The organism is Pedobacter riviphilus (assembly GCF_014692875.1).
GTDB classification, from domain to species: Bacteria; Bacteroidota; Bacteroidia; order Sphingobacteriales; family Sphingobacteriaceae; genus Pedobacter; species Pedobacter riviphilus.
In genome coordinates this window covers 3371447-3393736 of the sequence record NZ_CP061171.1, presented here as the reverse complement: position 1 = coordinate 3393736, position 22290 = coordinate 3371447, and the positions used below count along the sequence as shown (strand labels likewise).

Genomic DNA, 22290 nt, shown 5'->3' with positions numbered 1-22290 from the left:
TATGGTTGAGCTATATTTATCGAACGCTAAAGTACCAAACCCAAGCGATTAAGAAAAGCTGAAAGGGTATTCTGAACCATAAATATTTTGGTCCTGGGCCTGGCTTATGCAGATCTTCGTAATTGATGCGGTGTTTGGCAGCGTAAATATTGGCAGGTAAAATAGCAATGTAAAAAATAATTAGGGCTATCCCGGTAAAATACCTGGTGTTTTCAATCGCTAAGCCGATAGCAAATAAGATTTCCAGCACACCTGTTAAAAGTACAATTTCTACTTTTTTAGGGATAAATAGCGGAACCATGGCAGCCATACTGGTTTTAAACTTGAAATGCCCGATAGCTGTAAAAAGTAACATCACACCCATGGCGATATTACCTGCAAAAATATTTCCTTTATCAAAGGTGGTATGACCACCAAAGGCTAATAGGGCAACATAAACGATAAGTAATACAAATAAAGGTTTCATTTATTACAATTTTTAACTTACTTGATCAGATTAAAGGCAATTAAAATTGTTGCTACGAATAAGACAACCAAGCCTGATAGAAAGACAAAATCGGCAACTTTTTCTAACTTTTGACTTGCATTTCTTTCTCTTCTCATAGAGATAAAAGATAAGATACAGCTGGTCATAAAAAACATTACGGCAGCTACGGCAAATTCATCAATTATGGAACCATCGGTAAGTGCAAGTTTTTTTAAAGAAGTAAGTACAATAAAGCAAATACCTAAAAGATTGGCAGAGGTGCTTAAAATATGAGGCGATCTGTTTTCGGCCATTTTAGTCTTTTTCTTCTAATTTAATCTTTTTTGTAATCCGGTAAACACGTTTCTTTTTGTCGGGTTTATGCTCTTCGCCCATTAAAATGCCCCAAGGTTTTAAGTTATCTACTCTATCGAAGATTATTTTTAACATGGCCAGATAAGGAATACATAAGAACATGCCCGATATTCCCCAAATCATTTCGCCAACTACAATACCAATAAAGGCAAATAATGCATTTATTTTTACTTTCGAACCCACCACCAGTGGCATTAATACATTTCCATCTATAGCATGAATGCCAACAAAAGTAATCAAAACCAGAAGTACCTTACCTGCACCTGCTGTTGCAAAAGTAATTAGGCAGCTTATTAACAGGGCAAAGAATATTCCCAAATAAGGAACTACATTAAAAATACCTGCAACCAGGCCCAACAGAACCGCATATTTAACACCTAATAAACTCAGTACGGTAATCATTAATACCGTAACAATAAGCATCTGCAGAAATAGACCAATAATGTATTTTTTTATGATATATTGAATCTGACTGACAATTTCTGAAACTTTTTCTTTGTGCTCTTCTCTAAAAACCGAAGTTAAAAAGGTAAATAATACCCTACGGTAGTTTAAAATGAAAAATGTAAATAGTAGTGTAAAACCTAAAAATAATAGGGTAGAAGATAGTGTGGCCAGGGTTGTAGCAACAATAGCAGCACTGGTAGCCAAAGCTTTTTCGGTACTGTCTTTTAAATAGGAGGTAGTGTTTTCGAGATTGAAATTAAAAGTATGTTTGCTCCATTTGTTCAATTCGGTAAAAGAATTTTCTGCTTTTGCTTTAAGTAAAGGCCAATCTGCCCATAAATCGCTTAATTGATTGCCAAAGAAATATATGATCCCTCCAATTACGGCTATCATCAGTATTACAGAAACAATAGTTGATAGACTTCGTTTAAACTTTAATCGTTGTTCTAAAAAGTTACCCACTGGCAATAGTAAAATCGCCATTAAAAAAGAGAAAAGTAAAGGAGCTAACAGCGATTGCCCTAAAATGGCAATGTAGGTTAGGCTCATTAGACAGAAAAGAACCAATGCAAGTTTGGGTAGAAATGATAGTTTGTCTTTCATATATTTTAGATTCTGTTTAATACAAAATGCCCGATTAATTGTTTTATTAATCGGGCATTTAAATATAAGAGATTATTTTTAATAGATACTCGCTTTATCTAAAAGGGAAATATCTTCAGCAGTTAATTTTAAATTTGCTGCTTCAGTGAACGATTTTAACTGGCTTAAATCGGTAACACTTGCAATTGGGGCCGTAATTGATGGGTGATAAATTAACCAGGCCAGGGCTGCCGAAGCTAGCTCGATACGGTGCTTTTCAGCAACTTGATCTAGTGCAGCTAAAATTTTAAAGCCCCGTTCGTTCAGGAACCTTTTAATGCCCCCACCACGCTGGCTTTTATTCAGGTCATTTTCACTACGGTATTTGCCGGTTAAGAAACCACTGGCCAGCGAATAATAAGTTACAACGCCCAAGCCATAATCCAGGCAAATTTTTTCATGTTCCTGCTCAAAGTTTTCTCTATCGTAAAGATTATATCCTGGTTGGTAAACTTCGTAACAGGGCAGGCTATGTTCGGTAGCATAAACCAAAGATTCTTTAAGTCTGTCTGCAGAAAAGTTCGATGCCCCGATCCAGCGTACTTTGCCGGCTTTAATTAAAGTTTCGTAAGCACCTAAGGTTTCTTCAACAGGTGTACTTTCGTCATCAAAATGAGAAAAATAAAGATCGATATAGTCTGTTTGTAGGCGCGATAAAGAATGTTCTACTTCATTTATGATATAATCTCTCTTTAAAGATTTACCCTGACCCATATCAGAGCCTACCTTTGTTGCAATAATTACATCGTGGCGTTTATTATGTTTCTTAAGCCATTTTCCTATAATCGTTTCCGATTCACCACCTTTATTTCCGGGTGCCCAACGCGAATACACATCTGCTGTATCGATAAAATTGAAACCGCTTTCTACAAATTGGTCTAATATTTCAAACGACTTTTTTTCATCAATCGTCCAGCCGAAAACATTTCCTCCAAATACGATGGGCGCAATATTTAAATCGGTTTTTCCTAAAATTCTTTTTTCCATGATATGAATATTAATAGTATGCTAACAAAATTATATGGACTGAGGTTTTGTGCAGAAGTCTGAATTATGTCAGTACTTTTTGGAAAGCAGTCAACCTTCAATTTTAAAGTTATTCCTGTTAGTCGGTTTATTGTAGTCAGTTCGTTGCCATAATCGTCTCTGATAGCTATCGGACACGGGGCAAGATAAGCGGAACCAAAGCAATCTTTCTCCATAAATTAAAATGCGTTCTACTTTTTAGAAAAGCAAGGCCTGTGGTGCTTCGGTTAAACCCGTCCCGCCCTTTGCTTAATCCCGATAGATAAACCAATAAATAAAATAATACTCAAATCGGGATAACGCTGTCGGTCGGGTTTATTTTACCCCAGGTAGCAGTACTGTTTTAGCCTCCTAAACCCGATCGAAGCGAGATGCCGATATTTCATCGGCAGAAGCGGGAGCGAGACTGCAGAGAACCAATAGCTTCTGCTAAGCTTTCCAAAAAAAGAACCTTAAGTTAAGATTTGTTTTTTAGCTTATAATCACCTAAAAACCTTATGGCCTCAACCTTTTAACCTTCAACCTTTGATGGCCCTAAGCATTTCCCTTTTCCCTGGGGCACCAGGCAATTTTTCTATGGTAAATCCACATGCTTTAATTGCTCTTTTCAATTTTCCGGTAATGGCATAGGTAACAAAAGTTCCACCAGGTTTTAAGAAACTGCAGGCATGGGCAATAATTTCATCGCTCCACATTTCTGGCTGGTGTTGTACAGAAAAGGCATCATAATAAATCAGGTCAAATTTTTGGTCGCTGCGGTACTCGGCCAATGTAGTATACGGAATTTCTAATGTGCAAAGCGAAGTTAATTTTTGAGGTGCTTTAAGCGCCTCTGGGTAATTTGAGATAAAATCTGCCCATATTACTTCAGGAACGTATGCTGAATAACCTGTTTGCTCAATCACTTCGGTAGTAAGCGGAAAGGCTTCTATGCTGGTATAATTGAGGTTGATGTTGTTCGCATCGCAATAATCGAAGCTTAAAATAAAGTTTAATCCGGTGCCAAAACCAATTTCCAAAATAGAAATTTCAGTTTGATCGGTAGAAGCAAATTTTAATCCGGCATCAATAAATACGTGTTTGCTTTCCTGTAATGCACCATGTTTACTGTGGTAATGTTCGCCTATAGTTTCGTTATAAAGGGTGTTAGAGCCATCAGCTGTTGGGGTTATAATATTCATGAGCTAGGATTTAAAAGGATGCTTGGATTTCAAGATCCTGGTACAAATATAGACACAGGATCAAAATATTTGTCGATAAATTAGCCAAAGATAAGAGTGCTCATCTGCTTTAATCTTCGGACTCCCGGCTTCTGACTTTTTCTCATTGTACTTTCAACTATGGTCTTTTTTCTTTAACCTTTTGTTGTTAGCTTTGATCTCATCTAAACCCTAAACCCTAAACCCTAAACCCTAAACCCTAAAATGGATATCGAATCTTTCAGAGAATATTGTTTGAATTTACCTGGTACAACTGAGGGAATGAAATGGGGACATTTATGCTTTATGATCGAAGAAAAAATGTATTTCATTATCGCCATTGATGAAGATAATAGTTTCTCTATAAAGTGTGATCCCGAAGAGTTTGATGTATTAACGGCTAGAGATGGCATACAGCAGGCCCACCATATGGCTAAAAGACAATGGATACGTGTTGATAACCTGGAGGTGTTTAATGAAACAGAACTGAAAAAAAGAGTGGCCGATTCGAGAGCGATGGTTTTAGCTAAATTACCTAAGAAAACACAGGCTAAGTACGCCTAAGTTTGCCATAGAAACACGGAAGAATCGAAATATCTTCAAGACAATATTTTTATACCAGTTTCTTTAAGGCCATGATGTAGCCGATGTGCATACCCTCATGGAAAGGGATAAAATTTATCGCATCTTCTATTGAATTTAATTTCATGCCATAACGTTTATCCCATGGGTCGAACTTTAGAAAAATACCACTCGAATAATCAGCGGCTAAACGGTCCATACTGTTTAAGAGTGCATCGAAAATCGAATCAATCGCTTTCTGCTCAATAAACTTTTCAGGTTTTGTGCCGCTTAAAAATGCCGAAAAGTGTTCTTCTTTGATGGTTACTGCTAAACCCGATCGTACATAACACATATTTTGCTGCGCCGCGGTTAAATGGGCAATATTCCAGATGATGTTATTGTTAAAACCTGCAGGGATTTTGTTTAACTGCTCGATGCTCAAATCTTTTACCAGTTCTAGTATAAAAGTCCTGGTATTTTTAATCTGGGTAATGGTAGCAAGTGTGTTAGACATTGAATTGTTTTATAAATGGCGACTTACTGCTCGTTTTTGGTTTCTTCTTTTTTCGTTTCCTCCTTGCTGGTTTCGTCTTTTTTTATGCCTTTACCTGCATTCAGTTCTTTTGACTTCATGATATTAAAACGGTACATTTCTTCAATCCCAACAAGTTTCCTTGTGCATTTATCAATGTCGGTTCCTTCTTCCCATAAATAAGGGCGAAAGCTATAAGTTTTGGTGCCATCTAAATTTGCAATAAACTGGTTCCAACTGCTCCAACGTAAGCCTTTATAAAATTTAGAAAGATCGCTGTCGAAACAAAAAACAAGAAACTCGCCATAGCCAGCCCCAAGTGGTTGCCAGGTTAAACTGTTTGGCTCCAGGTAATACACGTTTTTGATGTCTTTGCCCAAACCACCGTAATTAATCGCGAAGAAACCGCCAACAGCATCATCGGCAATTAAAAGGTAAGGAATGTTATCGCCATACTCTTTTAAGGTTTTTCCTTTGTTCCACTCAGCAATATTCCTGTTCAATCTTTCGCTGCCCGAACCTAAAATTCTAATCCATCCGTTATCAACCATTATGCCGCCAGTATTGTAAATTACTGAGCCGAGTGTAGCATAGGTAGTCATTTGTGAGTTATATAATACTTCTTTAGCTTTTGCAGAATCAACAGGTAACACTTCAACCTTATTTTTGGCAGAGTCAATCCATTTTTGTACCAGTGGCCAAGCCGGATCGGTTTTGTTTATCAATGCTTCGAGACTGATTAACTTATTATCTTGAGCAAAGGTTATTGAAGAGAATAAAGTTAAACTTAGGATAAGAATTGTTTTGGATGCGCTTCTCATGAAAAGGGGCTTATGTTTTTCCAAAGATAGAATGATAATTAAGAATTGCTGAAGGGAGATAGATTAATTTTTTGATTTGTAGAAATATTGGACTTGATTGTGAGGGAGGGTTACCAGCCTCCAGATTTGTCTCATAACTATAAAAACTATTGGTTTTCAGAGTGAATTGATACTTTCGGTAGATGTCAGATGGTAACCTCTGAAAGCACACCAATAAAAAACGTCCCGAAAATAATCGGGACGTTTACAATATAGGGGTAATATAAATAATTAAATTAACTTACCACATTCTAATTCTGTCTTCTGGTTTTTTATAGAGCTTATCGCCAGGTTTAACATCAAAAGCATTGTACCATGCATCCATATTTACTGGTGCACCAATGGTACGGTATGGGCCTGGAGAATGTGGATCTGTTTTGATTAACTGGGCAGCACTTTCTGGTAGAATATTACCTCTCCATACCTGTGCCCAGGCCAGGAAGAAACGCTGATCTGGTGTAAAGCCATCTATTTTTTCATTACTTTGACCTTGTTTGGTCATTTTAAAAGCGGTATAAGCGGCATTTAGGCCACCTAAATCGCCAATATTTTCGCCCATGGTTAATTTACCGATTACATGAACGGTATCCAATACGGTGTAGCCATCAAACTGCTCGCCTAAAGCTTTTGTTTTAGCGTCAAATTTGGCTTTATCTTCAGCCGTCCACCAGTTTTTTAAGTTGCCGGCAGCATCGTACTGACTTCCGCTATCATCAAAACCATGGCTCATTTCGTGGCCGATTACTGCACCGATACCACCGTAATTAACAGCATCATCAGCATTTGGGTCGAAGAAAGGGAATTGTAAAATGCCAGCAGGGAAAACAATTTCGTTCAAAGTAGGGCTGTAATAAGCATTAACTGTTGGAGGTGTCATGCCAAAACGTTTGCGATCAACAGGTTTGCCTAACTGATCGACCATTTCATTATACCCCCAAACACTTGCGTTGCGTAAGTTTTGGAAATAAGTATTTTTATTAATTACTAAACCATCGTAGTTTTTCCATTTTTCCGGATAACCCACTTTTGGTGTAAATGCATGTAACTTAGCTAATGCTTTTTGTTTGGTTTCAGGGCTCATCCATTCTAAACCATTAATCCTGATTTCGAATGCTTTACGCAAGTTCACAATCATTTGGTTCATACGTTCTTTAGCCTCTGGTTTGAAATATTTAGCCACATAAAGCTGGCCCAATAATTCGCCAATAGTGCCATCTGTTAAAGACGACATTCTTTGCCAACGTGGTGTTTGTACTTTCTGGCCAGTTTGAGCCTGTGTGAAAGCGAAACTCGCCTTAACAAATGGAGAACTTAGACTAGAAGCAGAACCCTTTAAAATGTTCCATTCTAAATAGGTCTGCCAATCGCTAACCGGAACCGATTTCAACATTCCATCCAGGCTTGCCATAAATTTAGGCGAAGAAACCAGAACGGTATCTTGATTTTTGATTTTGAATTTAGGTAAATAGGTTGTCCAGTCAATATCCGGAGTTTTTTTGTTCAGTTCTGCAATAGTAAGTTTGTTGTAGGTGGCGTAAGGATCGCGCATTTCTAAACGGCTCATCTGCGCTTCAGCAAAGGCTTTTTCTATTTTGTAAACTGTTGCTGCTTTTTGTTTTGCTTCTTCAGGCGTACTTCCTGTTAAGGTAAATAGCGTAACCATATAGGTGTTGTAAGCCTCGCGGATTTTAACACTGCGGGTATCATCTTTCAGATAATAATCACGATCGGGAAGTGTTGTACCGCCCTGACCAATATTCACCATGTATTTGTTTACATTCTTGCGGTCTTGGCCTACACCTAGGCCGAACATACCACCGCCTAAACCATTGGTTCGCATGTAAGCAACCTGATCTAACACGCCCTGAATGTTTTTAATCTGCTTAATTTTTTCTAAATCGGCTTTTATTGGTGTATAACCCAATTTTTCTATGGTTACACTATCCATGGCGGCCGTATAAAAATCGCCAACTCTACGTTTAACAGAACCCGCAGGAGCAGACTTGTCAGCAGCGGCATCTTCAACTAAAGATTTTACTGCATTGATATTGAAATCGCGAAGTTCGTTAAATGAACCCCAACGCGTTTCTTTAGCAGGAACAGGATTATTTTTTACCCACGTACCACTTGCGTAGGTGTAGAAATCGTCGCCCGGCTTAACAGAAAGGTCCATGTTAGCAGGGTCGATAAATTTTTTGGTTTGAGCATTTGCAGAAAAGCCAGCAGCGACTATACCTAGCGCCGCAAAATATCTTTTCAAATTTTGGTATTTCATTCGCTTAATAAGTTAGTAATTATGCGAAATTTATGAAATACTAATTAATACTGGTGTTATATATTAAGAATATTACTTGTTAAACCAGTAGTAAATCTTCGCTAAACCAAGCCGTCTAATGAGTTCAGATGCTGAAAAAGAAATTTTAATAGATTTCATGATTTTAAATCTTTTATACACTATTAACATTTTTTAACAAAATTTATTGTGCGCTTGTAAAAATTATTGCTATCAAGAATGATTCGGAATAAAGCGTTTTATTTTCCATAAATTTGAAAACGGTTATCTAAACCTGCGAGGTTTTATCGATAATAAATAAAAATGATGTTTAGCATACAATAGATATAATGAGCCACTCACACGATAAAGAAGATAGCTGTTGCAGCAGTAAAGTACATTCCGCCCCAAAACATAACCACGATCATTCGCACGAAGAAGGCGACGAGCACGACCACGATCATGGAGGAGATCCATCGGCCTTTCAAACTTATTTGCCTGCCATAGTAACATTGGCTATGTTACTTGTTGGAATTGCGTTTGATAATCTATTTAATGTTCCTGCATTTCAGATCATCCGGCCTTATTGGTATATATTAGCTTATTTACCTGTGGGTATTCCTGTTTTACGTGAGGTTTGGGAAACTTTTAAAGCCAAAGATTTCTTTACCGAATTCTCTTTAATGTCTATCGCTACAATCGGTGCTTTTGCTATTGGCGAATATCCGGAGGGGGTAACGGTGATGCTTTTTTATACCATTGGTGAGTTGTTTCAAATGGCTGCGGTAAACCGGGCCAAAAGGAATATCAAAGCTTTGCTTGATGTCCGGGCAGATGTAGCACATGTATTTCGTAACGGAAAATACGAAGATGTTAATCCTGAAAAGGTAGAAATTGGCGAAACTATACAGGTAAAAGCTGGTGAGAAAATCCCTTTAGATGGAGAACTGATTAGTGATAAAAGCAGTTTTAATACTGCTGCTTTAACGGGCGAGAGCAAACCACGTACAATTAATAAAGGCGAATCGATTTTAGCGGGGATGCTTAATCTGGATAAGGTAATTGAAGTAAAAGTAACCAAGGCTTTTGCTGATAGCGCATTGTCGCGCATTCTGGAAATGGTTCAGAATGCCACTACGCGCAAAGCTAAAACCGAACTCTTTATTCGCAAGTTTGCGAAAATATATACACCAATTGTTTTCTTTTTAGCCCTCGCACTGGTTACTATTCCAATTTTGGTTTTAGGGAGCGAATATCATTTCCAAACCTGGTTGTACCGATCACTGGTTTTTCTGGTTATATCTTGCCCGTGCGCGCTGGTAATTTCCATCCCATTGGGTTATTTTGGTGGCATTGGTGCCGCATCGGCAAATGGGATTCTTTTTAAAGGCTCTAACTTCCTCGATTTAATTACCAAGCTAAATACTGTTGTAATGGATAAAACAGGAACCTTGACAAAAGGCGTTTTTAAGGTTCAGCAAGTAGAAAGCAGTATCGATGAAGCAACGTTTTTGAATTTATTAACTGCCGTTGAAGCAAAATCTACCCATCCAATTGCGAAAGCCATTGTAGAATACGCAGGAGAGAAAGAAATTCATCCCGCCGAAAATATTGAGGAAATTGCTGGAATGGGCTTAAAGGGCATGGTAAATGGCAAAGCAGTTTTGGCAGGGAACACAAAGCTTTTAGAAAAATTTAATATTGCCTTTGATGCCAGGATTGCATCGATTGAAGAAAGTATCGTTGTTGTTGCTGTTGACCAGAAATACGTTGGCCATGTGCTAATTGCCGATGAAATAAAAGAAGATGCCGCCGAAGCCGTTAAGCAACTTCATGAAAACGGAATAAAACAGGTTGTGATGCTGAGTGGTGATAAAACCTCAATTGTTAAAAAAGTAGCAACAGGCTTAGGCATTGATACTTACTTTGGCGATTTATTACCTGAAGATAAAGTTGCCAGGCTAGAAGAAATTAAAAGCGACAAAAGTAAGGTGGTAGCTTTTGTTGGCGATGGAATAAATGATACGCCCGTGTTGGCCATCAGCGATATTGGTATTGCCATGGGCGCAATGGGAAGCGATGCTGCTATTGAAACCGCAGATGTGGTGATTCAAACCGATCAGCCTTCTAAAATTGCAACCGCGGTTAAAATAGGTAAGGCAACCAAAAAGGTTGTGATCCAGAATATCGTACTGGCATTTGCTGTAAAAGCGATCGTCTTAATTTTAGGAGCAGGAGGAATAGCAACCATGTGGGAAGCCGTTTTTGCCGATGTTGGTGTTGCACTTTTGGCCATTTTAAATGCGGTAAGAATACAGAAAATGAAGTTTTAACACGCAATTTGTATGTGGAGTCTATAATCGTTTACCATTAACGCATTTAGATAATTAAGAAAATTACATAAAGCCTTAACCTTTCTTAACTTCTTCATGATGAAAAACAATGGGATCCGTTTACCATTAAGAAGTTAAGGGTATTAAGAAGATTAGGGTAAAACAGCCTTTGTCTTTATTAACTTGTTAATGGTAAGTAATATATGTTGAAAAACAGAAAGGTGGATTACTATAAAAATTAGTATATTCGTTTATGTCTAAACCTGTTCAATATCCAGTTTTAAATGATGATGAGCCCGTAAGGCAATTCAATGAACTTGATGCATCATTAACTTATAGCTACTCTAATTATTTAAACTGGCTTTTTCCTGAAAGAGTAGAACTGATTAAAGGTAAAATCTTTAAAATGAGTCCTGCGCCTTCAAGGGTGCATCAGGAAGTCGCTGGCAGTATCTTCTTAAATTTAGGCATTTTTCTAAAAGATAAACCCTGCAAAGTTTACTCTGCCCCGTTCGATGTCCGTTTTCCAAAAGGAAGTAAAGCTGATAAAGATGTATATACGGTATTACAACCCGATATTTGTGTTGTCTGTGATAAAAGTAAATTAGATGCCCGCGGCTGTATCGGTGCGCCCGATCTTGTTATTGAAATTTTATCTCCCGGCAATACCAAAATGGAATTGCTTAATAAATATCGCGTTTATGAAGAATTCGGTGTTAAAGAATATTGGGTGGTTAGCCAAAGCGATCAAAGCATCCTCATTTACACCCTTAATGATTCGGGCAAATTTCAGCCCTCTAAAATATTTACCCATAGCGAAAAAATCACTTCATCGGTATTACCAGGTTTTGAATTGGAATTAGATGATGTTTTTGACGATATCGATTAACTCATTTTTCCGTTTTTGATTTTTGAGCAGTATCATTTAAGGCAGCATTCAAAAACATAATTGCGGTTAGTACGCATATAAGTACGAAGTTATACTCCATGCCGTTTCTTCCGCCTCCCACAACAAACCAGCCCTCTTTAAAGTGGACCATGATTATTCCCATAATCAATACAAAAATTGTTGCAAAATAGGCCAGCCGGATATATTTGTTCATAATTAAAAGCACTGCACAAACAATGTGTGAAAGTTTAATTATCCAGGCTATTGCTACTCCAAAGGGTGCAAATCCATTTTTATTCAGGTAAAAATTGCCGAAATCGTTAATTCCGCCATCAAACATGCCTAGTATGCTGTGCGATAATAAAATGATAGCGATTGATATTCTTAGTATGGCATAACCAATTTTTAAATTTTTAGCGTTCATTGTAGTTTGAGTGTTTTTTGCTAAAATACAATTATCTATTAAATCATATTTATAGCGCACGATTTAAGGTTGCATAGCCAATGTTTCTAAACCTTTATTACCTAGATACTGATTGTAGTGAGCGCAGGCCCGATTCTTCATCGGGAGAAGTAAAACGAAAAGCAGGACTCACTTTAAAATGAATGCTGCACCTGCTCTCCAAAAAATAAACACAACATAGGAATAGAGAATATTAAAACGCCTTGATTTTGCTTGAGTCTTTCGGCTTACTCTGCTTTGGTCTTTCAGCTTAATTAGCTATTTTTGGACTTTTAATATCATTCATGAGCATATCCACCAAGTACAATCCTGCAGAAACAGAAGATAAATGGTATAGCTATTGGCTATCGAAGAAATTTTTCCATTCCGAACCCGATGAACGCGAACCTTACACCATTGTAATTCCGCCGCCAAACGTCACAGGTGTACTACACATGGGGCATATGCTCAACAATACCATTCAGGATGTATTGATCCGTAAAGCCCGCATGCAAGGTAAAAATGCATGTTGGGTGCCAGGAACAGACCACGCCTCTATTGCTACCGAAGCAAAAGTTGTAGCGATGTTAAAAGAGCAGGGTATCAATAAAAAAGACCTTTCGCGAGAAGAATTTTTGAAATATGCCTGGGAGTGGAAAGAGAAATACGGCGGTATTATTTTAGACCAGTTAAAGAAATTAGGCGCAAGCTGCGATTGGGACCGTACCCGTTTCACCATGGAGGAGGATCTTTCTGAAGCGGTTATCGATTCGTTTATCCACTTATATAAAAAAGGGTGGATTTACCGTGGTATCCGTATGGTAAACTGGGATCCGGCTGGTAAAACTGCCGTTTCTGATGAAGAAGTAATCCGTAAGGAAGTAAACCAAAAACTATATTACATTAAATACCTGATTTCGGGAACAAAAGACGAGTTTTTAACAATAGCTACAACGCGTCCGGAAACGATTATGGCTGATGCAGCAATCTGTATCAATCCGAATGACGAACGTTTTACACATTTAAAAGGTAAAAAGGTTTTTGTGCCTTTGGTTAATCACGAAATTCCGGTTATTGAAGATGAATATGTTGATATTGAGTTTGGTACTGGTTGTTTAAAAGTTACGCCGGCGCACGATCTGAATGATTATGAGCTTGGTGTTAAGCACAATTTACCAGTTACCGATATCTTAAACGATGATGGAACTTTAAATGAATTAGCGGTTATTTTAGTAGGCGAAGACAGGTTTGTTGCCCGTAAAAAAATTGCCAAAATGTTGGAAGAAGCCGGGCATTTAGATAAAGTTGAAGATTATAAATCGCAGATTGGTTTTTCTGAACGTACCGATGCCGCTATCGAACCAAAACTTTCGATGCAGTGGTTTGTAAAGATGAAAGAAATGGCGCAGCCTGCTTTGGATGATGTGCTAAATGGAGAGGTAAACCTGATTCCAAATAAATTTGAAAACACCTACCGCCACTGGATGGAAAATGTTCGCGATTGGAACATTAGTCGTCAGTTATGGTGGGGGCAAAGAATCCCGGCCTGGTATGATGATAAAGGAAATTGGGTGGTTGCCAAAACCAAAGATGAAGCGTTAGAAGAATTCTGGAAGAAAAAACATTTGGATGAAAGCTGTTCAGAAGCTGAAAAAGCTGGATTCAAACATCAATTAGAGCCATTTTTAAGGCAAGATGATGATGTGATGGATACCTGGTTTTCATCATGGTTATGGCCAATTTCGGTTTTCGACGGCTTTAAAAATCCTGAAAATAAAGACATCAATTATTATTACCCAACCAATGATCTGGTTACCGCGCCTGAAATTTTATTCTTCTGGGTGGCCCGTATGATTATGGCCGGGCATGAGTTTATGGGCAAAAAGCCATTTACGAATGTATACTTAACAGGTATTGTGCGTGATAAATTAGGCCGTAAAATGTCTAAATCGTTGGGTAACTCACCTGATCCGATTGGATTGATCGAAAAATATGGTGCCGATGCGGTACGCGTGGGGATGTTAATGTCGTCACCGGCGGGCAACGATTTAATGTTCGATGAAAGCTACTGTGAACAGGGACGTAATTTCGCCAGCAAAATATGGAATGCTTTCCGTTTGGTAAAAGGATGGGAAGTTGACGAAAACCTCGCAAACCCGAATATCCAGGCCATATCGTGGTTCGAAAACCGCTTTAACGAAGCTTTGGTAGAAATTGAAGCCAACTTTAAGCAATATCGCCTATCAGAAGCATTAATGATCACTTATAAATTGGTTTGGGATGATTTCTGTGCCTGGTATTTAGAGATGGTTAAGCCGGCTTACCAACAACCGATTGATGCAGAGAGTTATAAAGCAACGATTGCTTTTTTCGAAAATATCATCAAATTATTGCACCCGAATATGCCTTTCATTACCGAAGAGTTATGGCATGATGATTTGTTTGCGGACCGTGGCGAAATGGATTGTTGTATTGTAGCCGAATTTCCGAAAGGTGGCGCTTTTGATGAGCAACTACTGAAAGATGCGGAGGTAATTAAAACCGTGGTAGCTGAAATTAGAAACGTACGGAACCAGAAGCAGATTTCTCCTAAAGAAGCGTTACCTTTAAGTATCAAAATAAACTCTGATCTCGATTACGAAAAATGGTTAAACATTGTTTTCAAATTAGCCAATGTATCAGAGGCCGAAATTGTAAACGATAAAATTGTTGGTGCAACTGCTTTTATGGCTGGTAAAGATGAATTCTTTATTCCACTAACAGAAAACATTGATATAGAGGCAGAACGCGAACGCTTAAATGCCGATTTAGTATATTTACAAGGCTTTTTAAAGTCGGTTGATGCTAAATTGAGTAACGAACGCTTTGTACAGAATGCAAAACCAGAAATTATTGCAAACGAACGGAATAAAAAAGCCGATGCTGAAGCTAAAATCAAAATTATTGAAGAAAGCCTAGCGGTTTTAGGATAATAATAACTTTACAGACGCTGCGATCGTCACCCTAAAAAGCCTTTCAGATTATTTTCTGAAAGGCTTTTTTATTTAGTAGTTAATTAAAATTATCTCATTAAGAATAAATTATTTCAAACGTTTTCCTAGATCTCCATAAAAATATGCTATTGCCGTAAATACAGGCTTCTTGGCTGTTTATTTAAGGTTAATATGATTATAAGCCATTGTTTTATTATAAAGTTTCAAAAATATTACTTGCGAATATTTAAGGTTTGTTTTTATTAACCATAATTTAGGTTTTATTAAAATGGTTTGTTTAATAGCGAACTTGTTAACCGATAATCTAACCTAATATCCCAAATGGAAAATTCCAGAAGAAAATTTATTAAGCAATCGGCAATATTTGCTGCAGCAACCTATGCAGGTACCATGGGCATGAGCGCCAAAAGTTATGGACGCATCATCGGTGCTAATGATAGGGTACGCGTTGGTGTTGTTGGGTTTTCTGATCGTTTTAAAGATACGCTTTTGCCTTGTTTTTTGAACCACAACAAGGAGCTGAATTTCGATATTGTTGGCCTTTCTGATTTATGGAATTACCGCAGAGATTTAGGAATTGCCCATTTAAAAGAAAAATTTGGTCATGATATTAAAGCCTGTCGCAACAATGATGAGCTTTATGCAACTAAAGATCTTGATGCCGTAATTATCAGCACCGCCGATTTTCAGCATGCACTTCACACCATAGAGGCCGTAAAAGCCAGTTGCGATGCCTATGTAGAAAAGCCTTTTGCCGAAACTATGGACGATGCCAAAGCAGCTTTTAAAGCCGTTAAAGCAAGCAAACAGATTGTACAGATTGGTTCGCAAAGAAGAAGTGGTGAGAATTATATCAATGCAGCAAAATTTATACAGGACGGAAAATTCGGACCGATCACTGCTGTAGATCTGGTATGGAATGTAAACCAGCCAGGCCGGTGGCGCAGACCAGATTTAGTGGCTAAATTAAAAGAAGAAGATATTGATTGGAAACGTTTCTTATTGAATCGCCCGGTTGAAGCCTTCGATCCGAGAAAATATTTGGAATACAGGTTGTTCTGGCCTTATTCGTCGGGAATGCCAGGGCAGTGGATGTCGCACCAGATTGATACGGTGCATTGGTTTACCAATTTAAAACATCCGCGAAGTGTAGTGGCAAACGGAGGTATTTACACCTGGAAAGATGGCCGTAGAAACTGGGATTCGATGGTAGCCGTATTCGATTATGGCCAACCAGATACTACCGATGGCTTTCAGGTTACTTTTACTTCAAGAATGCAGAATAGTGTGGGTGATGTAGGCGAGGTTTATTATTCGAACGGTGGCGAGCTGAATTTAATTACCAATAAAGTATCGCCAAAAGGTGGCTTAAAGGAAAAAGAGGCCGCAGCGATGGGCTTAAAAGCCAATCTTTTGCCGGAGTTTGATTTAAGTAAAACCGAAATTAAAGCGGCTACAGGAGCCAATATGGGCGGGGATGCCTTAACTTCTGGCCATATGCGCAACTGGATGGAATGTGTGCGTAGCCGTAAAACACCAAATGCTCCTGTTGAAGCGGGTTATTCGCACTCTATTGCCAATATCATGACCAATGCTGCAGTACACACGGGTGCGAAAGCAGTTTTTGATGAAGGTAAACAGGAAGTAATGGCAAATGGAAAAGTATTTAAATATTAAAACAGAAATATCGTCATTGCAAGGAAGAATGACGGCAAGAAAAAAAATCATGTTAAATTTCAAAAAATATAGTATTCTAGCGCTTTCGCTAATCAGCTTATCAGCTGCTGCTCAAAAAACAAAACCATTATTTGACGGTAAAACACTTACCGGTTGGAAAGCCGTTGCAGGTGCTGCTCCTTACAAGGTTGAAGATGGAATGATTGTGGGAACAATGACCAAAGGCACACCAAATTCATTCTTAATTACCGAAAAAGAATATGGCGATTTCATTTTAGAACTTGATGTGAAACTAGAAGGCGAAACCACCAACTCGGGGGTGCAAACACGTAGTCATATTAAACCAGAAGGAAACAATGGCAAAGGATTGGTTTTTGGCAGGCAGATGGAAATAGACCCTACACCGCGGGCTTGGACTGGTGGCATTTACGACGAAGCCAGAAGATTGTGGCTTTATCCTTTAGAGCTTAATCCATCTGCAAAACCGTTGTATAAAAAGAATGAGTTTAATCACTACAAAATTGAATGTATTGGTAACGAAACCAAAACCTGGGTAAATGGAACACCTGTTGCCTACGTAATCGATACCTTAGATAAATCTGGGTTTATTGGCTTACAGGTTCACGGTATTGGCAATAACCTCGAGAACGATGGTAAGAGGGTTTATTTCAAAAATATTAACATCCAAACAGAAGGGTTAAAAGCCAAGGCTTTTCCAAAAGGAATTTATACGGTTAATTTAACTCCGAATACTTTATCTGCCTACGAAAAATCGGAAGGTTATAAGCTATTGTTCGATGGCAAAAGCAATGCAGGTTGGGTTGGTGCTTATAAAACTACTTTCCCTGCCAAAGGGTGGAAAATTGCCGATGGCGTAATCAGCGTTGAACCATCTGGAGGTGCTGAATCGACCAATGGCGGCGATATTGTGACCAAAGATGAATATGCTGCTTTTGATTTATCGTTCGAATTTAAGCTAACACCTGGAGCCAATAGCGGTGTAAAATATTTTGTTACCTTAAGCGAAAAAAATACGGGTTCTGCCATCGGACTTGAGTATCAGGTTTTAGATGACGTATTACATCCGGATGCAAAATTAGGCAGAGATGGAAACCGTACTTTAGCATCTTTATATGATTTAATAACTTCGAAAAAAGAAGCCCGTTACCTGCGCCCAATCGGCAGTTGGAACAATGGCCGTGTGGTGGTGTACCCAAATAACAAAGTGGAACACTATTTAAATGGGGTTAAAGTGTTAGAATATACACGTGGCTCTGAAGAGTTTAAAAAATTGGTTGCCATCAGCAAGTATAAAGATTGGAAAAACTTTGGTGAAGCACCAAAAGGACATATCCTATTGCAGGACCATGGAAATAAGGTGGATTTTAGGACCATTAAAATCAAAAATTTATAAGTGTAAGTTTTTTATTGGTTTGAAAACGCACGTGAGTTTAATATGGCAGCCTTCAGTCCCGCTTTCGCTTATAGTCCTCGCTACGCTGTGGGCTATTTAGCTCAATCGGGTTTATCATTAGCGTTTATGCTGTGAAACAAACCCATAAGCACTGAAAGTAATTAAATAGCCCCGACATACGCGAAAATACTTTTTGTTGCATTTTCGTTATTATTGCAGATGCGGCAACAAAAAGATTGCAGCATTGGCGGGACTAGCCCTTAATAATAGCAGGAGTTGCGCGCTTCAATAACTAATATTTTAATCATTATACCATGCATCGTCGATCTTTTGTAAAACATACCACTTTGTTAGGCTCTGGTTTACTTTTGGGTAACCAGGGCTTTGCTAATTTAGTGGCTGATGAAATTATTAATGTGGCCATGATTGGTTGTGGCGATCGTGGCAAAGGCGTTTTGTCGGTAATTAAATCAATGCCAGCAAAGTATAAAATTAAAGCTTATTGCGATTTACTCGATTTTAGGCTTAAGGAAACCGAAAAGTATGTTCCTGCTGATGCAAAGGCCATAAAAGATTACCACAAAGTTTTGGACGATAAAACCATTCATGCGGTTTTTATTGCCACACCATTAAGCGAGCATTTCAGAATTGCAAAAGATGCGGTACTGGCTGGTAAACATGTGTACGTAGAAAAAACCATGACTTATAATATTGACCAGGCGCTCGAACTTAAAAAACTGGTAAAACAATATCCTAATCAGGTTTTTCAGGTGGGATATCAATACCGTTATTCGCCCCTATATTTTAAGGTGAAAGACATGGTACAAAGTGGTTATTTGGGTAAGGTTAGCCAGATCGATTGCCGTTGGGACCGTAATGGTAATTGGCGCAGGGCGGTGCCAGATCCGGCTTTAGAGCGTAAAATCAACTGGCGCATGTATAAGGAATATTCTGGCGGATTAGCTGCCGAACTTTTATCGCACCAGATTGACTTTATCAATTGGGCCTTCGAAACGCAACCTGATGAAATTATGGGATCGGGTGGGATAGATGTGTTTAAAGACGGACGCGAAACTTATGATAATATTCAGGCCATTTTGCGTTATAACGAAAAAGGAATGATTGGCAACTTTGGGGCTACTTGTGGCAATGCGCATGATGGATATCTGTTTAAAATAAAAGGTACAAAAGGTTCGGTCTCTTTGCTTACCAATACCGGGTTATTTTATCCCGAAGAAAGTGCTAAAAAAGAATTAGGTATTGTTGATGGGGTAACTGGAGCTACAAAAATTGTGGTAAATAAAGATGGGGGCATCCCGATTTTAGATAAACCCACTATAGATGGTACAAATTATGCCTTAGATGAGTTTTATAAATCGATAACAACCAAGAAAGAACCCGCATCGAATATCAATACCGGAACCCAGGCGGCCATATGTGTAGCCATGTGTAACGAAGCCATTTATAGCGGGAATAAACAGGTTTGGAAGACGGAATATAGTGTTTAGATCATATTTTCTTTTGTCATTCTGAACGACGGAAGAACCCGGAGGCTCTGCGAAGCAAATCTTTCCTATTGGTTGGTGTCTCGCCGACCAAGAAGATAATTATGCTACTTTCATTTTATTTTGGAAAGCAATTGTAGTCAATCTTTTTAACCTTTGTCCTGCTTTCTGCTCCAATCTTTTTTGCCCTTCGACTACGCTCAGGATGACAAAAAAGGATTTTCGCGTCAATCAGGTTTAGAATCTGAGGGCTTTTGCTGCTATTGAAGATTGCATAGCATGATTCAGAAAAAGCGCTATTCTTGCTCCTTCCAACCTTTGATCGTTTTGCTGGCTGTGCAACCTAAACCCGATCAAAGCGAGATGCTCCCGATTTAAGCACTGTATATTTTGTTTTTTTATGGTGAGCTTGCTTGTTTCACAGGTTTCATCGGAGCAGAAGCGGGAGCGGGACTGAACCAACCTAAGCACTTCTGTACCTGATTTTCAGAAAAGAACTCAAATTATTCAATAAAGATCTTTCACTACGTTCAGGATAACAAAATATGCGATTAATTATTTTCCTATTGGTTGGTGTCTCACCGACCAAGAAGAGCATTATCCTAATTTCGTTTTGAGGATGCCGATTAAGTTTCGGTCGGTGGGACACCAACCGATAGATGAATCGCATGATTCAGAAAAAAGATGTTATTCTTGCTCCATGCAACCCCTAATGGTTTTGCTGGCTGTGCCACCTAAACCCGATCAAAGCGGGATGCCAATTTCTTCAATTGGCAGAAGCGGGAGCGGGGCTGGATAAACCTAAACGCTACTATTTCTGCTTTCCAGAAAAAACTTAGAATCATTTTGTAAAGTTGTGATTGTCTTCGTTCCTCAGTAATGAAGAAACTATGTACATCCTATAATCCAAAATATTCAGGCATTTCCTGTACGAAGTTAAACTTCCCTTTCTCCAGGTCCATCTTGGCATAAACATGCTGCAAACCATTGGTTAACACAATCCATTTCGCCTGGTGTATCGAATTATACCGCGATGCCTGTTCGAAAACCGATTGTGTAATCTTTACCTTGGGTGCCTTACATTCAATTAACATCAGTTTTTCGCCAGCCGTATTGTAAACCAAAATATCGCTCCTTTTTTGCAATTGGTTTAACACCAAACCACCTTCAATCTGGATCAATGTACGTGGGAATTTTTTTTCCAAAATCAGGTTTTGTATAAAATGCTGGCGCACCCATTCTTCTGGCGTAAGTACCAGGTGTTTCTTCCTGATCTCATCGAAAATAAAAACTACATTATCCTTTTGGGTAATTTTAAATGGATAGGGCGGCAGGTTAAGCGGGGTAGGGTTAAATATTTCAGTCTTCAATTTATAGTTGGCAGTTTTCGGTTAACAGCTTTCCATTAGCGCTAACAGGCAACAATAAAACAATTATTACAGCTTCAAAGTTAGTTAATTTTGATTACGTCTGGAAGTTTCCTGCTAATGTCTCACAGCTCAAATCTAACGTTCCTTAATTTATAAACATTTATCCAAATCCTTAAACCTAAATCGTAATTTTACGGGCAATGACTGCTGCCGAAATTATTAAAGATATCAAAGCCCGAAAATTCAAACCTGTGTATTTGCTGCACGGCGAAGAATCTTACTATATCGATCAAGTAACAGATTATATTGAAGATAAATTGCTGAATGATGCCGAAAAAGGCTTCAACCAGACAGTTTTATATGGCAAAGATACCGATATGGCAACGGTTTTGGGTGCTGCAAAGCGATACCCAATGATGTCTGATTACCAGGTAGTAATTGTTAAAGAGGCACAGGATTTAAAGTGGGGCAAAGAAGATGCGAGCAGCAAAGAGGGCGAATTTGTGCTCAATTATTTTGAAAAGCCTTTACCGAGTACCATATTGGTTTTGGCCTTTAAGTATGCGAACTTCGATAAACGAAAAAAAATCTATAAGGCCATTAGTAAAAGTGGGTTGATTTTTCAGTCAGATCCTGTCCGCGATTATAAACTGGTACCCTGGATCGAGGAATTTATTAAAGATAAAGGTTACAAGATCGATCAGCAGGCATCGGCTTTAATGGCCGAATATTTAGGAACCGACCTTTCTAAAATTGCCAATGAGATCGAAAAATTAATGCTCAATGTTCCAAAAGAAGTAACCATTAATACCGATCTGGTTCAGAAAAACATAGGCATTAGTAAAGAATATAACGTTTTCGAATTGCAGAAGGCACTGGCCATCCGCGATGTGCTGAAATGCAATAAAATTATCAATTACTTCGCCAGCAACCCTAAAGCCAATCCAACAGTAATGGTTTTGGCCAATTTAGGTGGTTACTTTACTAAACTTCTAAAATACCATTATATCCCAAACAAGGCCGATGCCGCATCAGCTTTGGGCGTGCCTCCATTCTTTATTAAAGATTATGAGGTAGCAGCAAGAAATTACAACACCGGAAAAGTTTTTCAGGTGATCGGGTTACTCCGCGAATACGATTTAAAAAGCAAAGGTTTAGATAGTACCGGAAATGTTGATGATGGAGAACTCTTAAAGGAACTCGTTTTCAAAATTGTGCACTAGTCTTTTTTTTGCAATTGCCTGTTTTATATTACCCATCAAACGTTTGCGCAAATTTTAGCGG

General features: G+C 38.4%; 18 protein-coding genes. 8 read left to right on the top strand and 10 right to left on the bottom strand.

What is annotated here, in order from left to right:
* Positions 1-16: 16 nt before the first annotated feature.
* The 5 genes from H9N25_RS13810 to mnmD all read right to left on the bottom strand — a co-directional run bounded on the left by H9N25_RS13810 (position 17) and on the right by mnmD (position 4137).
* Positions 17-466 (bottom strand): DoxX family protein, encoded by a 450-nt coding sequence (locus H9N25_RS13810; protein WP_167295327.1) that lies wholly within the window; start codon positions 464-466, stop codon positions 17-19.
* A 17-nt stretch (positions 467-483) separates the two neighbouring features.
* Positions 484-780: a hypothetical protein gene (locus tag H9N25_RS13805; protein ID WP_116253049.1), complete on the bottom strand. Its 297-nt coding sequence runs from the start codon at positions 778-780 to the stop codon at positions 484-486.
* A 1-nt stretch (position 781) separates the two neighbouring features.
* Complete coding sequence (locus H9N25_RS13800) at positions 782-1891, bottom strand: AI-2E family transporter (RefSeq protein WP_167295326.1); 1110 nt, start codon at positions 1889-1891, stop codon at positions 782-784.
* Between the two features lie 78 nt (positions 1892-1969).
* Complete coding sequence (locus tag H9N25_RS13795; RefSeq protein ID WP_190326281.1) at positions 1970-2917, bottom strand: aldo/keto reductase; 948 nt, start codon at positions 2915-2917, stop codon at positions 1970-1972.
* Between the two features lie 557 nt (positions 2918-3474).
* Complete coding sequence (mnmD, locus tag H9N25_RS13790) at positions 3475-4137, bottom strand: tRNA (5-methylaminomethyl-2-thiouridine)(34)-methyltransferase MnmD (protein WP_190326280.1); 663 nt, start codon at positions 4135-4137, stop codon at positions 3475-3477.
* 243 nt (positions 4138-4380) lie between these two features.
* On the opposite strand from mnmD, the gene H9N25_RS13785 reads away from it, so the two are divergent.
* Positions 4381-4719: an MmcQ/YjbR family DNA-binding protein gene (locus H9N25_RS13785; RefSeq protein ID WP_190326279.1), complete on the top strand. Its 339-nt coding sequence runs from the start codon at positions 4381-4383 to the stop codon at positions 4717-4719.
* A 49-nt stretch (positions 4720-4768) separates the two neighbouring features.
* Here H9N25_RS13785 and H9N25_RS13780 read toward each other — a convergent pair whose 3' ends face one another.
* The 3 genes from H9N25_RS13780 to H9N25_RS13770 all read right to left on the bottom strand — a co-directional run bounded on the left by H9N25_RS13780 (position 4769) and on the right by H9N25_RS13770 (position 8386).
* Complete coding sequence (locus tag H9N25_RS13780; RefSeq protein ID WP_167295322.1) at positions 4769-5233, bottom strand: DinB family protein; 465 nt, start codon at positions 5231-5233, stop codon at positions 4769-4771.
* 23 nt (positions 5234-5256) lie between these two features.
* Complete coding sequence (locus H9N25_RS13775; RefSeq protein ID WP_167295321.1) at positions 5257-6072, bottom strand: DUF2625 domain-containing protein; 816 nt, start codon at positions 6070-6072, stop codon at positions 5257-5259.
* A gap of 280 nt (positions 6073-6352) precedes the next feature.
* Positions 6353-8386: a M13 family metallopeptidase gene (locus tag H9N25_RS13770; RefSeq protein WP_190326278.1), complete on the bottom strand. Its 2034-nt coding sequence runs from the start codon at positions 8384-8386 to the stop codon at positions 6353-6355.
* A 347-nt stretch (positions 8387-8733) separates the two neighbouring features.
* Between H9N25_RS13770 and H9N25_RS13765 the strand changes: the two genes are divergently transcribed.
* Together H9N25_RS13765 and H9N25_RS13760 are read left to right on the top strand one after the other, a co-directional pair.
* A complete protein-coding gene (locus H9N25_RS13765) occupies positions 8734-10716 on the top strand; it encodes a heavy metal translocating P-type ATPase (protein WP_190326277.1) in 1983 nt (660 codons plus the stop codon).
* Between the two features lie 253 nt (positions 10717-10969).
* Entirely contained in the window at positions 10970-11605 is a 636-nt protein-coding gene (locus tag H9N25_RS13760) for a Uma2 family endonuclease (RefSeq protein ID WP_190326276.1), read from the top strand.
* A 1-nt stretch (position 11606) separates the two neighbouring features.
* On the opposite strand, the gene H9N25_RS13755 is transcribed toward H9N25_RS13760, so the two are convergent.
* Complete coding sequence (locus H9N25_RS13755) at positions 11607-12029, bottom strand: DoxX family protein (RefSeq protein ID WP_190326275.1); 423 nt, start codon at positions 12027-12029, stop codon at positions 11607-11609.
* A gap of 323 nt (positions 12030-12352) precedes the next feature.
* Here H9N25_RS13755 and H9N25_RS13750 point away from each other — a divergent pair, with 323 nt between their 5' ends.
* From H9N25_RS13750 to H9N25_RS13735, 4 genes are all read left to right on the top strand, one after another.
* The gene (locus H9N25_RS13750; protein WP_190326274.1) at positions 12353-15019 is read left to right on the top strand and encodes a valine--tRNA ligase; all 2667 of its coding nucleotides are present in this window, start codon (positions 12353-12355) and stop codon (positions 15017-15019) included.
* A gap of 342 nt (positions 15020-15361) precedes the next feature.
* Positions 15362-16717 (top strand): Gfo/Idh/MocA family protein, encoded by a 1356-nt coding sequence (locus H9N25_RS13745; protein WP_167295315.1) that lies wholly within the window; start codon positions 15362-15364, stop codon positions 16715-16717.
* A gap of 49 nt (positions 16718-16766) precedes the next feature.
* Positions 16767-18131, top strand: a complete 1365-nt coding sequence (locus tag H9N25_RS13740) for a 3-keto-disaccharide hydrolase (protein WP_190329156.1) — start codon at positions 16767-16769, stop codon at positions 18129-18131.
* Between the two features lie 314 nt (positions 18132-18445).
* Positions 18446-19639 (top strand): Gfo/Idh/MocA family protein, encoded by a 1194-nt coding sequence (locus H9N25_RS13735; RefSeq protein WP_190326273.1) that lies wholly within the window; start codon positions 18446-18448, stop codon positions 19637-19639.
* 896 nt (positions 19640-20535) lie between these two features.
* Here H9N25_RS13735 and H9N25_RS13730 read toward each other — a convergent pair.
* The gene (locus H9N25_RS13730) at positions 20536-20994 is read right to left on the bottom strand and encodes a type I restriction enzyme HsdR N-terminal domain-containing protein (protein WP_167295590.1); all 459 of its coding nucleotides are present in this window, start codon (positions 20992-20994) and stop codon (positions 20536-20538) included.
* A gap of 212 nt (positions 20995-21206) precedes the next feature.
* On the opposite strand from H9N25_RS13730, the gene holA reads away from it, so the two are divergent.
* Positions 21207-22229 carry a DNA polymerase III subunit delta gene (gene holA, locus H9N25_RS13725; RefSeq protein WP_167295313.1) on the top strand — a complete coding sequence of 341 codons (1023 nt, stop codon included), beginning with the start codon at positions 21207-21209 and terminating at the stop codon, positions 22227-22229.
* Positions 22230-22290 lie beyond the last annotated feature (61 nt).